The following is a 14,866-nucleotide window of genomic DNA, read 5'->3' on the forward strand; positions in this document are numbered from 1 at the left end:
CTTGCTCCTTGCTCCTTGCTCCTTGCTCCTTGCTCCTTGCTCCTTGCTCCTTGCTTTGGGCTTTGGGCTTTGGGCTTTGACTCTAGTTTCGGCTTTGGCTTTGATTCAAGCTCTGGCTCTGGCTCTGGCTCTGGCTCTGGCTTTGGCTGTGCTGTGCTGTGGCTGTGGCTGTGGCTCTCGCTTTGGCTCCTGCTTTTGGTTGTTTCTTCTCCCGCTTGCGGGAGAAGGTGCCCGGAGGGCGGATGAGGGGGCTCTTTAGACTTTTGCCCTTGTCTTTTCCAAAACCAAAACAGAATCCAACGCAAGAGCTGCCCTCATCCCGACCCCCGTTCCGCGCCCCGGCCCTTGCGCTGGCACCAGGGTGTTCGATGGGCAGCGAACCAGTAGTTCGCAAGCGGCCCCTCTCACCCCGCTAGCAGGAGAGGGGTCAACGCAAAAGCGGTGCTATGGCCAACCTCAAGGCGCGAGGCTAGAGCTCAAAGCTCAAAGCCCCAATCCGAAGTCAACAAAAGTCGCCACCTTCGCAGGCAGCCTGCATTGCTCAAGCGCTACGGGTGTAAAGCGATGGGTCTGGGCGAGGAATCAGAGCGCCTGCAACTGCGCGCGCATCTGTGCATCCGGAAACCCAAGCGTGAGGTAGCGCGGTGGGTAGATGTGCCGGCTGTCCTCGCGCAACAGGTGGCCAAGAACAGGCTGGGCCTGTTCCCAATCCACGACCAGCATCTCGGACTCCTGACCGTCGACAGGCGTCATCAGCACGATGCGGTCGGTGCGGGGGAGTGAACTGGCGACGCCATCCGTCCAGACGCATAGCGAGCGCTGTTCTTCGGTATGAATCATGAAGTTGGCGACGAATACATCCTCTGCATGCTTCTCATGCACACGGTCCAGCGACTGCTTCTGCTGTGCATAGTTATTGGCGTTCAACTCCAGCTGCAGCAGCCGTTGTCGCTCACGCAGCTCGGCAGTGGCCAGCGTGTGTGCATGCAGCCGTCCTTCGTCGTAGCGCAGCACTTCCCATGAAATTACGCGGCCGTCGTTGAATGCAATGGCAGCCAGTTCCAGCATATGCGCCTGCCCCTGCAGGTCGCCTTCACCGGCGACCAGCAGTACGTCGCGGCTGGCCAGCATGAACACGGGCAAGCCAGCGACCGGCACCCGGTGCAGGAGGTCGGGCAGCAGCGCACGGCTACTGTCATAGGCATCAGCCCACGCCGCCTGATAGACGCCGGGCATGACTTCGACGAAGGGCACATCAGGGCTTTGCCGCAGATTGGTGCGGGCGATGGCCAGGGCCTGCTCGAAGTCGATTCCCCATGCCTCCTCCGGACCACGGGTGAGCGTGGCGGTGTGGTCGGGGTGGTCGACCGCCAGCAGTTCGACGCACTCCTCGCTGAGGCGCCGGTACTGCAGACGCAACGGTGAAGCGTCCCAGCCCTCCTGCTCGGCATGGTGGAGCATCACCTCCTCAAGCTGGGTGATGCTGCGGACCAGCGGGCGCAGCAACGGCCGGATCTGCTCCCAGTCCATCGCCTCATCGTTGTCGTGGATGCCGAGCAAGCGGCTGAAGGATTGCAGCGCCTCGCGCTGTTGCCCTCGGGGTGCGCCCAGGTAGGCGTGATAGGCGTTGTGCAGGTTGAAGTAGGAGCCATTGGCGTGGCGGATGCGGAAGGCGTCCGCCTCGTATTCCAGTTCATGCGCATAGCCGTTGCGGCGCACTGCCTCCATGAACTTGCGGGCAAACCGATCCTGGTCGGGCTTGTCCTTGAACAGATTGCCGATGATTGCCGAAAACATGCCAACGCTCCCTGTGTATGCGGCGCCATCGTGAGCGGATGCGCGGTGGCTTGGCAAGGGCGCAGATGCAAAAACGGACGGGCCGCTTGCGCGGCCCGTCCGGGTGATGCTTTTACCTGCCGCTGAACTTACTTCAGCTTTGCAGCCTTGCGCAGGGCTTCGGCGCGATCGGTCTGCTCCCACGAGAACGCGGTGGCGTTCTGGGTCTTGCCGTCGCCGTCGACGTACGAGAATTCCTTCGGCTTGCGGCCGAAGTGGCCGTAAGCAGCGGTCTGCTGGTACATCGGGTGGATCAGGTCCAGCATCTTGATGATGCCGTACGGGCGCAGGTCGAAGTGCGCACGGATCAGCTTCTCGATCTGTGCGTCCGGGATCTTGCCGGTGCCGAAGGTGGTGACCGAGATCGAGGTCGGCTCGGCCACGCCGATGGCGTAGGAGACCTGCACTTCGCACTTGTCGGCCAGGCCTGCGGCAACCACGTTCTTGGCGACGTAACGGGCAGCGTAAGCGGCCGAACGGTCAACCTTGGACGGATCCTTGCCCGAGAACGCGCCACCACCGTGACGGGCCATGCCGCCGTAGGTGTCGACGATGATCTTGCGACCGGTCAGGCCGCAATCGCCCACCGGGCCGCCGATCACGAAGATGCCGGTCGGATTGATGTGCACCTTGTTCTTCGGCAGCTTGTCCAGCCATGCCTTCGGCAGCACCGGCTTGAGGATGTGCTCGCGCACGGCCTCGATCAGGTCCTTCTGCTTCACGCCCGGGTCGTGCTGGGTCGACAGCACCACTGCGTCCAGGCCTTCGATCTTGCCGTCCTGGCCGTAACGCAGGGTCACCTGGCTCTTGGCGTCCGGGCGCAGCCACGGCAGCGGCGAGTTCTTCTTCTTGCGGACCTTGGCCTGCTGCTCGACCAGACGGTGCGAGTAGTAGATCGGCGCCGGCATGTATTCCGGGGCTTCATTGCAGGCATAGCCGAACATCAGGCCCTGGTCGCCAGCGCCCTGTTCTTCCGGCTTCTTTGCCTTCTTGTTGGTGCCATCAACGCCGGCAGCGATGTCCGGCGACTGCTTGCCCAGCATGTTGATGATGGCGCAGGTGTGGCCGTCGAAGCCGACGTTGGAGTTGTCGTAGCCGATCTCGTTGATGACGTTGCGGGTCAGTTCTTCGATATCGACCCACGCCGAGGTGGTCACTTCACCGGCGACAATCGCCGCACCGGTCTTGACCAGGGTTTCGCAGGCCACGCGGGCGCGCTTGTCCTGGGCCAGGATCGCGTCCAGCACCGCATCGGAGATCTGGTCGGCAATCTTGTCCGGATGGCCTTCGGAGACCGATTCGGAGGTGAACAGGTAGCTGGACATCGGGCTATATATCCCTTGATTCGGATGGAAAGATGGGCGCGAATGATACACGCTCGGCCCCTTGACGGAATAGTGCCGATACGGCTGTTGCCATACGGTTAAGCCGGGGTCACCAAATTGCCGCAAATCCGCAACCGGCCTGCCTTGTAGCGGGCGCAGGCTCCCGGCCAATGGGCCGTCAGGGAGACCTTGCCATGCAACAGATCGCGCAGCGCCTGCAGCAACGCTACCCCGATTGGTTCCACGGCCCGCGCCGCCACTTGGCGAAGCCGTTACTGCGCACAGTGGGACGCTGGTCACGTTTCGAGCAGATGGACGCCTTCCTGCAGCGCAGTGCCGGGTTGCAGGGCTTCGCCTTCGTCACTGCCGCGCTGGGCTTCCTGGACACCGGTTATGCGGTGGATGCGGCGGCGCTGGCCCGGATTCCGGCCAGCGGCCGCCTGCTGATCGTCGCCAACCACCCATCCGGGGCGCTGGATGCGCTGGCCTTGCTGGACGCGGTGGGCCGGGTCCGCAGCGACGTGCGGATCATCGCCAACGACATGCTGCTGGAGCTGGAGCCGTTGCGTGAGCTGCTGCTGCCCGTTCGCATCCTCGGCGGCCGCGCCCAGCGGGCCAGCCTGCAGGCGGTGGAGCAGGCGCTGCAGGCCGAGCAGTGCGTGATCGTGTTCCCGGCCGGTGAGGTCTCGCGGCTGTCGCTGCAGGGTATCCGCGACGGCCGCTGGAACCGTGGCTTCGTCCGTTTCGCCCGCGCCTGCGACGCACCGGTGCTGCCGGTAAGGGTGCAGGCGCGTAACTCGGCCCTGTTCTACGGCGCCTCGGCGCTGTTCAAGCCTGCAGGTACCGCTTTGCTGGCACGGGAGATGTTTGCCCGCCGCAAGCGCCCGCTGCGCCTGCAGATCGGCCAGCTGATGCGGCTGGACGCGCAACAGGACCCGGCGCGGCAGCTGCAGGCGGTGCGCGACGCGCTGTACGCGCTGGGCAGGGAACAGCAGAACGCCGAGTTGCGCGAGGACGGCCCGCAGCCGCTGGCCGAGCCGGTAGCGGTGGCCGATGTCGCCGCTGCCATCGACACGACTGAGCTGCTCGGCCAGACCGGCGACGGCAAGCAGATCCGCCTGGCCCACTGCGCCGCCAACTCACCCTTGCTGCTGGAGCTGGGCCGGCTGCGTGAGCTGACCTTCCGCCAAGTGGGGGAGGGCACAGGCCGCAGCCGGGACCTGGATGACTTCGACCCGCTCTACCAGCACATCGTGGTCTGGGACGCGCCCGCCCAGCGCATCGCCGGTGCCTACCGGGTCATGCGCGGCGCACCGGCCCTGGCGCGCACTGGCCTGCAGGGCCTGTATACCGCCAGCCTGTTCCGCTACTCGGACGATGCCATCCCGCGCATCGCCGAAGGCATGGAGCTGGGCCGCAGCTTCGTGGTGCCCGACTACTGGGGCAGCCGTAGCCTGGACTATCTGTGGCAGGGCATCGGCGCCTATCTGGCCAGTCAGCCGGGCGTGCGCTATCTGTTTGGCGCGGTGTCGATCAGCGCTGCGTTGCCGCGCGAGGCGCGCGAACAGCTGGTCGCCTATTACCAGCAGTACTACGGCGCCGCCCGCAGCCTGGCCGAGTCGAACCGGCCGTTCCAGTACTTCGCCGCGCCGCCGAGTTTCGGCGAGCTGGACGCGCAGGCCGCCTTCGACGTGCTCAAGGCCAACCTGGCGACGCTGGGTACCAACGTGCCGACCTTGTACCGGCAGTACACCGATCTGTGCGAACCCGGTGGCGCACGTTTCCTTGCGTTCGGCGTGGATCCGGATTTCAGCGATTCCATCGACGGCCTGATCGAGGTGGACCTGCAGGCCATCCGCCCGCACAAGCGCAAACGCTATCTGCGTGATGCCGGAGCAGTGGCATGAGTGCGGTGCCGGTGCTGCCGCCGCACCGGCGCGCTGTGTTCATCTCCGACACGCATCTGGGCGCGCGCCATTGCCATGCGGCGGAACTGGCGCGCTTCCTCGCCAGCCTGCGTTGCGAACGCCTGTATCTGGTCGGCGACATCGTCGATCTATGGTGGCTTTCCCATAAGCGTGCAACCTGGCAGCAGGCGCACAACGAGGTGATCGAGGCCTTGCACGCGCTGCGTCGAGCCGGCACCGAGATCATCTACATCCCCGGCAACCACGATGCGCCACTGCGGCGCACCTGCGGTTTGATGCTGCCGGCCATGCAGGTGCGGCGCCGCGCCATCCACACCACCGCCGATGGCCGGCGCCTGTTGGTCGTGCATGGTGATGACTACGACGGCGCCACCCACTTCGGTGGGCTGCAGGAACGCTTCGGTGACTGGCTGTATTACCGCATCCTCACCGGCAACCGCCTGTTCAACGCCGCGCGGCGCCGGCTTGGCCTGCGCTACTGGTCGCTGTCGGAATTCCTCAAGCGGCAAAGCGGCGCGGCCGAACGCTATATCGAGCGCTTCGTGCAGGCTGGGCTGGCCGACGTGCGCCGGCGCGGGCTGGACGGCATCATCTGCGGCCACATCCATCGTGCGGCGCTGGTCGAGTGCGATGGCCTGGTCTATGCCAACGACGGCGACTGGGTGGAAAGCCTGACCGCGCTGGCCGAGGACCCGGATGGCAGCCTGCGCCTGCTCGATCATTCCGGCCGCAGCCTGGTCTGTCTGCCGGGAAGCCTGCGGCAGGCGCAGGCGGCCTGATCGCAAGGCTGACTTCTTCCTCACCCGTTGGGCGGCTATGCTGGGTCCAGCCAACGAGCAGGGAGTATCGGGGTGGCAGGCAAGCAACCAGCATCGGTCGCGATAGGGTTGTGTGTGCTGTGGTTGCTGCTGGCGCCGCCGGCAGCGGCGGCAGAGGTGGTGCCTGCCTTGAGCTACGAGCAGGCGCGTCAGCGCCTGGAGCAGGTGTCCGATGCGCTGGCCGCCGCCGATGCCGGGGTGCGCAACAAGCTCGACCTGCAGGATGCCAGCCGCTACCTGCGGCTGCCGGAAATCACCGCCGACGTGCGTCGCATGCAGTTCCAGAAGACCTTGAGCCTGCCACTGGGTTCACTGGCACCGGTGGCCGAGGCATTCGGCATCGAGTCGCCGCTGGAGTTCGGCGAGCGTGACTGGCGTACGCGTCCCATTGTTACTGCCAGCGTGCCCTTGTACAGCGGTGGCCTGATCCCGGCCGCGCAAGGGGCTGCACAAGCCGCCAGCGAGTTGGCCCAGGCCGATCGCGAACTGCAGCGGCAGTCCTTGTCGCTGCAGCTGGTGCAGGCCTATTTCGGCCAGCAGTTGGCCGAGCAGGCGCTGCAGGTGCGGCGTGACGTGCGCGATGGCCTGCAGCGGCACCTTGAGGACGCGCAGAAGCTCGAACGCGAGGGTTTCGCCACCAAGGCGCAGCGCTTGCAGGCCAATGTCGCGCGCGACAAGGCCGAGCGCGAGTACCAGAAGGCCGTCAACGATCTGTCTACGCTGCAGCAGGCGCTGGCGACCCTGCTGCGCAGTGGTGGCACGGTTGCGACGACGTCGCCGCTGTTCGTGATCAACGGCCCGGTCGGCGCGCGTGAGGAGTTCGAGCGCAGCGCCCAGCAGCGGCATCCACAGGTTGGCCGTCTGCGCGCGCTCACCGCGCAGGCCGAGCAGGGCGTGCGTGCGCAGCAGGCCAAGCTCAAGCCGCAGATCTATCTGTTCGGCCAATACGACCTGCGCCGTCGCGATGCGTTGTTGACCGATGCCGACTGGGCGTTTGGCATCGGCCTGCGCTACACCTTCCTGTCGCCGACGGCACGACCGCTGCAGGTCAGCGCGGCACGCGCGCAGCTGGAGCAGGCGCAGTCGGGGCTGAGCGAAGTGGAAAACCAGTTGCAGCTCGGTGTCGGCAAAGCCTGGAACGAGCTGGAGACCGCCCGCGCGCAGTTCCAGCTGCTCGACAGCAGCATCGCCCAGGCGCAGGAAAACCTGCGCCTGCAGGAGCTGTCGTTCCGCGAAGGCCAGTCCACCTCGCTGGATGTGATCGACGCACGCCTGGGCCTGGGTGCGGCACAGGTGGAGCGTGCACAGGCCGCCTATCAGTTCGACGTGGCGCTGGCGCAGCTGCTGGAAGTGAGCGGGCAGCTGCAACGTTTTGACGACTACCGCCAACGCGCGGACAAGGTGCTGGAATGAGCGATTCGCTGCAGGTGGAGACCAATCCGCGGCAACGCCGCGTGTTCCTGATTGCCGGTGTGGTGCTGCTGGTGCTGGTGGCGGTCGGCCTGTGGCTGGGCCTGCGCAGCCCGCCGGACCAGGTGCAGGGCATGGCCGATGCCGACAACGTCAACGTCGCCGCCAAGGTCACCGCGCGCCTGCAGCAGTTGCATGTGCGCGAAGGCGACCGGGTCAAGGCAGGGCAGGTGCTGTTCGATCTCGACAGCCCCGAGGTCGCCGCCAAGGAACGCCAGGCCGACGCGGTGGTGGCTGCGGCTGCGGCGATGGCATCCAAGGCCGAGGAGGGCGCACGCAGCGAGGACATCCGCGCCGCCGAAGCCAACTGGAAGCGTGCGCAGGCCGGTGCCGAGCTGGCGACCAGCACCTTCCGCCGGCTCGACAATCTTTATGCCGAAGGCGTGGTGAGCCGGCAGAAGCGCGACGAAGCACAGGCGCAGGCGCGCAGTGCCAACGAGCTGACCCGCGCTGCCCGCGCGCAGTACGACCTTGCCCTTGCCGGTGCGCGGGTGCAGGACAAGGACGCGGCACTGGCGCAGGTGCGGCAGGCCGAGGGTGCCAAGGCCGAGGTCGATGCGGCCCGGCAGGAAACCCAGGGCCGCGCGCCGCTGGCCGGCGAGGTTGGCAAGCGCATGGCCGATATCGGTGAGCTGGTACCGGCCGGCTATCCGGTTTTCACCCTGGTCGACATCGACCATATGTGGGTGGCGCTGAACCTGCGCGAGGACCAGATGAACGGGCTCAAGCCCGGCGCCCGCCTGCAGGGCACGATTCCGGCGCTGCAGGACCGCAGCGCTGCGTTCGAGGTCTATTTCATCAACCCCGCCGGTGACTACGCCACCTGGCGCAGCACGCGGCAGTCGTCCGGCTATGACGTGCGCAGTTTCGAGGTGCGGGCACGGCCGCAACAGGCAATCGAAGGATTCCGGCCGGGCATGAGCGTGCTGTTTGCATGGCCGCAGGACTGACATCGGCAGGCGCCTTCGCCGCCTCGTTGCGGCGCGAGCTGCAGCACTGGCGCAGTGACCGCTGGGAGCTGGCACTGGTGACGGTGCTGCCATTGCTGCTGATGGCGCTGATGATGTGGCTGTTCTCCGGCTCGGTGCTGCGGCAGGTGCCGATCGCCCTGGTTGACCTCGACCACAGCCCGACCAGTCGCGGCCTGGCACGCGCCATCGATGACAGCCCCGGCGTGCAGGTAGCAAGCCAGCCGGCCTCGTTGCAGCAGGCGCAGGCGCAGCTGCGTGCGCTGCAGGTGTTTGCCATCGTGCTGATACCGCGCGACCTGAGCCGGCGTGCGCTGCGCGGCGAAACCGTGCCGGTCTACGCCTTCTACAACGCCACCTACATGGCGACCGGGCAGTCGGTCGGGCGTGATATCGGCGACGCGGTGAGCGCCTACAATGCACGCATGCTCAAGGAGCAGATCGCGCTGCAGGTTGGCCCGGCAAAACTGCGAGGGCCACCGGTGACGGTGCAGGCGACGGTACTGTACAACCCGGCGCGCAGCTATGAATTGTTCCTGCTGCCGCTGATCTTCCCTGCCATGCTGTCCCTGCTGGCCGCACTTGCGGCCGGTGCCGCGTTTGGACGTGAGCAGCGCGATGGCCTGCTTGCCGGCTGGTTGCAGCAACGGCCGTGGGCAACGATGGCCGGCAAGCTGTTTCCGTATGTCGCGCTGTTCTCGCTGTATGGCGCGGCGGGCATGGTCTATCTGGCCTATGTGCGGGGCGATGGCGTGGCCGGCAGCCTGTGCTTGATGCTGCTGGCGCAGCCACTGTTCTACCTTGCCTGCTGTAGTTTCGCGCTGCTGTTCGTCGCGGTTACCCGCGACATCTGCACGGGGCTGTCGGCGGTGGGTTTGACGATTGGCACCGCGCTGGCCTTTTCCGGTGCCACCTTTCCGGTGATCGAGGCGCCGCTGTTCACCCGCGTCTGGAACCTGTTGCTGCCGCTGACCGCCTACGTGCAGGTTCAGATGCAGCAGTTGTTCATGGGTGCGCCGTGGCAGGTGTCGCTACGGCCGCTGGCGGTACTGCTGTTGATGACCGTGGTGGCCGGTGGCTTGGGGGCCTGCCTGCTGCTGCGCACCGCACGGCAACAGGTGCGTGCATGAGCGGTTTTGGTGCTGGCTTCCGGAGCGCCTTGCAGGCGATGTTCGCTGACCCGGCTGCGCGCGCGGTGATGATAGGCGCGGTGCTGCTGTATTCGTTTTTCTACCCGGCGGCCTATCGCCACCAGGTCGCCAGTGACCTGCCGATCGCGGTGGTGGATGCTGACCACAGCGCAAGCAGTCGCGAGCTGATCCGGCATGTGGATGCACTGCTTGCGGTGCGGGTGGTCAGCCAGCCAGTGGACCTTGGTCAGGCCAAACAGCAACTGTTGCGCGGCGAGGTGGATGGCATCGTGCTGATCCCGCAGCGGCTGGAGCGTGACATCCTGCGCGGGGGCAGCGGGCAACTGGTGCTGCTGGGCAACGGCGCCTACCTGAGCCGGGCCAGCACCATCCTCAATGGGCTGGCTGAAGGCATTACCGGCTTTGGACGCCAGCAGGCCGTGCGCCAGGCGGCGTTCATGGGCGCGCCGCAGGCAGCGCCGCTGCAACTGGTGCAGCGGCCGCTGTACAACACGCGCGAAGGCTATGGCAGCAGTGTGGTGCCCGGGGTATCGGAATTGATCGTGCACCAGACCCTGCTGCTCGGCATCGGTGTCCTGCTGGGCAGTCGCCGTGCGCAGTTGGGCCGACGCCTGCAGTTCGACCTGCCGACCTTGTCGGGCATGGCGCTGGCCTTCGTGGTGGTGGCGGTGTGCGGGCTGCTGTACTACGTCGGCTTCACCGCTTGGGCGCAGGACTATCCGCGCGGCGGCAATATCCCGGGAATGTTGTTGGCGGTGCTGCTGTTCGCGCTGGCGACGGTGCCGTTCGGGATGTTCATCGCCAGTTTCTTCGATACCCGCGAGCGGGCCTTCCAATACGTCACCGCGGTATCGATCCCGCTGTTTTTCCTGTCCAACCTGTCGTGGCCGGCGATTGCCTCGCCGCCAGCGCTGGTGGCGCTGGCCAAACTGCTGCCGACGACCGCCGGCATCAACGCCATCGTCCGCACCCAGCAGTTGGGTGCGCGCCTGCCCGAGATAGCTGGCGAGCTGCTGAACCTGTTGTTGCTGGCGCTGCTGTACGGAAGCCTGGTGCTTTGGCGGCTGCATGGCCGGCGGCGGCACTGAGCGCAGCGTTGGCTGCTAGCATCGGCGACATGGATTCCCTCAGTCAGATTGTTCTCGGTGGCGCCCTTGCCGCCGCCATCACCCCCGCCGCTCATCGTCGCGCTGCCTTGCTGGCCGGTGCTGCGCTGGCCACGCTGCCTGATCTGGACGGCTTGGCGATCATGGCCTTCACCGACAACCCGGTGAGCCTGATGACGGTGCACCGCAGCTTCAGCCATTCGCTGTTCGTGCTGCCCGTGCTGGGCACCTTGATCTGGTGGTTGTACAAGCGCTTCGGCCATGGCCGCGTCGCCCAGGCGCCGACGCGCTGGTGGTGGGCGATGGTGCTGGCGCTGGTGACGCATCCATTGCTGGATGCCTTCACTGTTTACGGCACCCAGCTGTGGTGGCCGCTGATACCGCCACCGACGATGTGGTCCAGCGTCTTCATCATCGACCCGCTGTATACGATCTGGCTGCTGATCGGCTGCGTCACTGCCTGGTTTGCGCGGGCGCGGCCACTGGCACAGCGCGCGCTGGTGGCAGGGCTGGTGTTGAGCACGGGCTATCTGGGCTGGTCGTTGATCGCCAAGGCGCAGGTGGACCGGGCTGCCGCGCAGTCCCTGGCGCAGTTGGGGCTGGCCGATGCGCCGCGTTTCTCGGTGCCGATGCCGTTCAATACCTTGCTGTGGCGGGTGGTGGCGATGACGCCGCAGGGCTATGTGGTCGGCGACCGTTCGCTATGGGCCGACCACGGGCCGATGCAGTTCCAGGGTTACCCGTCAAATGTGCAGGCGTTGCGGCAGGCGGCTGATGTGCCTGCGGTGCAGCGACTGAACTGGTTCAACCATGGCTTCATGCGTGCCCAGGTAGTCGATGGCGAGCTGGTGCTCAGCGATCTGCGCATGGGTCTGGAACCGGATTACAACTTCAACTTTGCCGTTGCCAGCGAACGTGAGGGGCAGTGGCAGGCGATGCCGCCACGGCAGCTGATGCCGGCCTATCGGCAGGCCGGCAATCGTGATGTGCTGAAGCAGCGCTTGGCGCTGATGTGGCAGCGCATCTGGCGGGCGCCGGTGGCAACCGGCGCCGCCGCAACTCAGTAGACCGTGGCGCGGGCCTGCACGAAGGAATAGAAGAACACCGCATTGGGGTCGTTCTGCACCTGGGTGAACTCGGCGCGCATGCCGTCCACCGTGGCCTGATCGACCTTGCCGGCTTCCAGCAGTTGCTCGGCCGCTGACAGCAGCAGTTCTTCCCATAGTGCGAACATCACCTTGCGCCGTGCGGGTTCGCGGTTGTCCAGGTGCACGGTCTTGGTCTGCGTCTGCACATCGCGGAAGCCACCGGCCAGCAGCAGGTTGCCGAGCTTGGCACCGACGAACGGGTCGCCACCGCTGTCGATCTGGAAGTCGTTGAACGCCATCCAGTAGCGCCACAGGTTGGGCGAGTAGGGGTCGAGCAGGAACGAGGCGTTCATCACTTCGGTGACGAATACCGGCGAGCCCGGGCTCAGCACCCGCCGCACTTCGGCCAGCGCGCGCGCGGGCGAGGGGACGTGCTCCAACACCCAGCACAGGAAGGCTCCGTCGAAGCTGCGCGGTTCGAACGGCAGGTCGCTGGCATTGGCGCGCTGGAACTCGACGCGCTCCTGCAGCCATGGCATCTGTGCCAGATGCGCGTTGGCGGCAGCCAGCTGGCGCTCGTTGAGGTCGATGCCGGTGACCCGCAGCTCGGGGAAGCGGCGCAGCAGGATCTCGCTCTGCGCGCCGACCCCGCTGCCGACCTCGAGGATGTGGCGTGAATTGCGGAAATCGATGTCGTGGAAGATCGCCGGTTCGAACAGGCGTGCCTGCTTGCGCAGCCGCTCCTGTTCGTTTGCCGAGAAGCCATGCAGGTAGGGGAAGTCGTTGAGAGTCATGGAAACAGCGTCGTGCAGTGATCCGCGCAGTATCGCCAGCCATCGTTAGCGCGGCGCATGCGTGACGGAACCCAGTATTGCGGTGCCGTAGGCAATGTCGGCATGGCGCGGGTTTGCGGCCATCGTCAGCTGATAGCCATTGGTTCTGAGAATCCGCCCGCTGGGCATCAGGGTTTGGTGCGAACGTGCAGGCACCTGCTTCGGACGGTGAAAGGTCGGAAGTTCATTTGTTCTGAAAATGAAACGAATTATTGGTTTTTAAGTAATTGTTCTAATTTTGATGGCAAATAAAATGGGCGCCATCAAGCAAAGGCCGGCGGTGTTGCGGGCCTGCTTTCCCCACAAGGAAACGATCATGAACAGCCAAGTCATCTCCCTGTACAAGAAGCGCCGGTCCCAGTATGCCCTCGGCAAGCAGCTGCCGATCAGCCAGGACGACACCACCCAGCTGATCAAGCAGGCGATGCGCCAGGCGCCGTCGGCCTTCAACGCCCAGTCCTCGCGCGCGCTGATCCTGTTCGGCGACCACAGCCAGAAGTTCTGGGAGCTGACCAAGGAAGAGCTGCGCAAGATCGTGCCGGCTGAGGCATTTGCGGCCACCGAAGGCAAGATCAACAGCTTCGCTGCCGGTGCCGGCACGGTGTTGTACTTCGTCGATACCGATGTGGTGAAGGGCCTGCAGGAACAGTTCGCGCTGTACGCCGACAATTTCCCGATCTGGGCCGAACAGTCCAACGGCATGGCCCAGTTCGCGGTGTGGACCGCACTGGCCGACGCTGGCGTCGGTGCCAGCCTGCAGCATTACAACCCGCTGGTGGACGAGGTGGTGCGCAAGCACTGGGGCGTGCACGGCAACTGGCAGCTGCGCGCGCAGATGCCGTTCGGCTCGAATGAAGCCCCGTTCGGCGAAAAGACCTTCATGGAAGACGAAGCGCGCTTCAAGGTATTTGCCTGATCGAAGTGTTCGGCTGATCCCGGTCGACGCGGTTCTCTCCCCTGCGCGTCGATGACAGTCGGACGGGCCCATCAGCGCAAGCTGGTGGGCCCTTTTTTTTTGTAGTGCCGAGCCATGCTCGGCAGGGCTTTCTGCAGCATCGGGCAGATCTCCGGTAACGCCCCAGCCGAGCATGGCTCGGCTCTACAGGGCTTCATGCCCGGTCGGGCTGAAGCAGGGTGGCGTAGTGCCGAGCCATGCTCGGCAGAGGCTCCATGCACAATCTGACAGATTGTGGGTAACGCCCCAGCCGAGCATGGCTCGGCTCTACAAGACGTACGCTGTTTCGCCTGCTACCAGCGCATCGAAATAATCACGGGTCAGGCGCAGCTGCGCATCGGCGGTTTCGGCGGCATTGACCACCGCGCGGAAGGCGGCGTTCTCAGGCCGGTCCTTGGCATACCAGCCCAGATGTTTGCGGGCGATGCGCACACCCTGTGGCTCGCCGTAGAAGGCGTGCAGGTCGGTGAGATGTCCCAGCAGGATGTCGCGTACTTCCTCCACCGATGGCGGTGGCAGTTCCTCGCCGGTGGCCAGGTAGTGGGCGATCTCGCGGAAGATCCACGGCCGGCCCTGTGCGGCACGGCCCACCATCACCGCATCGGCGCCAGTGTGCTTGAGCACCTGTTCGGCCTTGCGCGGTGAGTCCACGTCGCCATTGGCCAGTACCGGGATCTTCAGCATCGCCTTGATCGCGGCGATGGTGTCGTACTCGGCCACGCCGGTGTAGTGCTGGTCGCGGGTACGGCCGTGGATGGCCAGCGCGGCGATGCCGCTGTCCTCGGCAATGCGGGCGATGGTCGGCGCATTGCGCACGTCCGCGCACCAGCCGGTGCGGATCTTCAGTGTCACCGGCACATCGACCGCATTGACCACGGATTCGAGAATGCGTGCCACCAGTGCTTCATCGCGCATCAAGGCCGAGCCGGCCCAGGCATTGCAGACCTTCTTGGCCGGGCAGCCCATGTTGATGTCGATGATCTGCGCGCCGTGGTCGACGTTGTAGCGTGCCGCTTCGGCCAGCTGCTGTGGCTCGGTGCCGGCGATCTGCACGCTGATCGGGGCGGGCTCGCCGGCATGGTCCATGCGATGGATCGACTTGCGGGTGGTCCAGAAGCGCGGGTCGCTGATGGTCATTTCCGAGGCGGCCAGACCCGCGCCAAGCCGTTTGCACAGCTGGCGGAATGGCTTGTCGGTGACGCCGGCCATGGGCGCGAGCACCACGTTGGGCGCAATGGTGTAGGGGCCGATCTGCATGGGGCTAGTGTAAGGCTGCGGGTCGCAACCCGCGCTGTGTAGGGATGTGGGAGCGGCGTAAGCCGCGAAGCTGGCAATGCGTGAAAGGCCCAAGAGCCAACCCCTCCCCAACCCTCCCCTTGCCTACGGCA

At 65.6% G+C, this 14,866-nt stretch carries 12 protein-coding genes; 8 read left to right on the top strand and 4 right to left on the bottom strand.

Annotated elements, in window-relative coordinates; translation table 11 throughout:
- Positions 1–582 precede the first annotated feature (582 nt).
- Both RT131_RS13995 and metK read right to left on the bottom strand, forming a co-directional pair.
- A complete protein-coding gene (locus RT131_RS13995; protein ID WP_313173414.1) occupies positions 583–1,797 on the bottom strand; it encodes a hypothetical protein in 1,215 nt (404 codons plus the stop codon).
- A gap of 128 nt (positions 1,798–1,925) precedes the next feature.
- On the bottom strand, positions 1,926–3,161 hold the full coding sequence (gene metK / locus RT131_RS14000) for a methionine adenosyltransferase (protein WP_293715206.1): 1,236 nt from the start codon (positions 3,159–3,161) through the stop codon (positions 1,926–1,928).
- 194 nt (positions 3,162–3,355) lie between these two features.
- Here metK and RT131_RS14005 point away from each other — a divergent pair, with 194 nt between their 5' ends.
- The 7 genes from RT131_RS14005 (at position 3,356) to RT131_RS14035 (ending at position 11,669) form a co-directional block, all read left to right on the top strand.
- Positions 3,356–5,068: a lysophospholipid acyltransferase family protein gene (locus RT131_RS14005; protein WP_313173415.1), complete on the top strand. Its 1,713-nt coding sequence runs from the start codon at positions 3,356–3,358 to the stop codon at positions 5,066–5,068.
- Entirely contained in the window at positions 5,065–5,868 is an 804-nt protein-coding gene (locus RT131_RS14010; protein ID WP_313173416.1) for a UDP-2,3-diacylglucosamine diphosphatase, read from the top strand. The genes RT131_RS14005 and RT131_RS14010 overlap by 4 nt, the downstream gene beginning before the upstream one ends.
- A 102-nt stretch (positions 5,869–5,970) precedes the next feature.
- The gene (locus RT131_RS14015) at positions 5,971–7,320 is read left to right on the top strand and encodes a TolC family protein (protein ID WP_313173470.1); all 1,350 of its coding nucleotides are present in this window, start codon (positions 5,971–5,973) and stop codon (positions 7,318–7,320) included.
- On the top strand, positions 7,317–8,327 hold the full coding sequence (locus RT131_RS14020) for an efflux RND transporter periplasmic adaptor subunit (protein WP_313173417.1): 1,011 nt from the start codon (positions 7,317–7,319) through the stop codon (positions 8,325–8,327). The genes RT131_RS14015 and RT131_RS14020 overlap by 4 nt, the downstream gene beginning before the upstream one ends.
- On the top strand, positions 8,312–9,475 hold the full coding sequence (locus RT131_RS14025; RefSeq protein ID WP_313173418.1) for an ABC transporter permease: 1,164 nt from the start codon (positions 8,312–8,314) through the stop codon (positions 9,473–9,475). Before RT131_RS14020 ends, RT131_RS14025 begins: the two co-directional genes overlap by 16 nt.
- A 38-nt stretch (positions 9,476–9,513) precedes the next feature.
- On the top strand, positions 9,514–10,584 hold the full coding sequence (locus RT131_RS14030) for an ABC transporter permease (RefSeq protein ID WP_313173471.1): 1,071 nt from the start codon (positions 9,514–9,516) through the stop codon (positions 10,582–10,584).
- 29 nt (positions 10,585–10,613) lie between these two features.
- Positions 10,614–11,669 carry a metal-dependent hydrolase gene (locus RT131_RS14035; RefSeq protein WP_313173419.1) on the top strand — a complete coding sequence of 352 codons (1,056 nt, stop codon included), beginning with the start codon at positions 10,614–10,616 and terminating at the stop codon, positions 11,667–11,669.
- Here RT131_RS14035 and RT131_RS14040 read toward each other — a convergent pair.
- Positions 11,663–12,484: a methyltransferase domain-containing protein gene (locus RT131_RS14040; protein WP_313173420.1), complete on the bottom strand. Its 822-nt coding sequence runs from the start codon at positions 12,482–12,484 to the stop codon at positions 11,663–11,665. The two genes, RT131_RS14035 and RT131_RS14040, sit on opposite strands and share 7 nt — an antisense overlap.
- Before the next feature lie 355 nt (positions 12,485–12,839).
- On the opposite strand from RT131_RS14040, the gene RT131_RS14045 reads away from it, so the two are divergent.
- Positions 12,840–13,439, top strand: coding sequence for a nitroreductase family protein (locus tag RT131_RS14045; RefSeq protein WP_313173421.1), 600 nt, complete (start codon positions 12,840–12,842; stop codon positions 13,437–13,439).
- Positions 13,440–13,745: 306 nt separating this feature from the next.
- Here the strand turns inward: RT131_RS14045 and dusB are convergent, their stop codons facing one another.
- Positions 13,746–14,735 (bottom strand): tRNA dihydrouridine synthase DusB, encoded by a 990-nt coding sequence (gene dusB, locus RT131_RS14050; RefSeq protein WP_313173422.1) that lies wholly within the window; start codon positions 14,733–14,735, stop codon positions 13,746–13,748.
- Positions 14,736–14,866 lie beyond the last annotated feature (131 nt).

The organism is Stenotrophomonas sp., from assembly GCF_032066555.1.
Classification (GTDB): Bacteria; Pseudomonadota; Gammaproteobacteria; order Xanthomonadales; family Xanthomonadaceae; genus Stenotrophomonas.

Excerpts from the sequence above, each read along its gene's own strand:
- RT131_RS13995 (WP_313173414.1), bottom strand. The coding sequence starts at position 1,797 with ATGTTTTCGGCAATCATCGGCAATCTGTTCAAGGACAAGCCCGACCAG.
- metK (WP_293715206.1), bottom strand. The coding sequence starts at position 3,161 with ATGTCCAGCTACCTGTTCACCTCCGAATCGGTCTCCGAAGGCCATCCG.
- RT131_RS14005 (WP_313173415.1), top strand. The coding sequence starts at position 3,356 with ATGCAACAGATCGCGCAGCGCCTGCAGCAACGCTACCCCGATTGGTTC.
- RT131_RS14010 (WP_313173416.1), top strand. The coding sequence starts at position 5,065 with ATGAGTGCGGTGCCGGTGCTGCCGCCGCACCGGCGCGCTGTGTTCATC.
- RT131_RS14020 (WP_313173417.1), top strand. The coding sequence starts at position 7,317 with ATGAGCGATTCGCTGCAGGTGGAGACCAATCCGCGGCAACGCCGCGTG.
- RT131_RS14025 (WP_313173418.1), top strand. The coding sequence starts at position 8,312 with ATGGCCGCAGGACTGACATCGGCAGGCGCCTTCGCCGCCTCGTTGCGG.
- RT131_RS14030 (WP_313173471.1), top strand. The coding sequence starts at position 9,514 with ATGTTCGCTGACCCGGCTGCGCGCGCGGTGATGATAGGCGCGGTGCTG.
- RT131_RS14035 (WP_313173419.1), top strand. The coding sequence starts at position 10,614 with ATGGATTCCCTCAGTCAGATTGTTCTCGGTGGCGCCCTTGCCGCCGCC.
- RT131_RS14040 (WP_313173420.1), bottom strand. The coding sequence starts at position 12,484 with ATGACTCTCAACGACTTCCCCTACCTGCATGGCTTCTCGGCAAACGAA.
- RT131_RS14045 (WP_313173421.1), top strand. The coding sequence starts at position 12,840 with ATGAACAGCCAAGTCATCTCCCTGTACAAGAAGCGCCGGTCCCAGTAT.
- dusB (WP_313173422.1), bottom strand. The coding sequence starts at position 14,735 with ATGCAGATCGGCCCCTACACCATTGCGCCCAACGTGGTGCTCGCGCCC.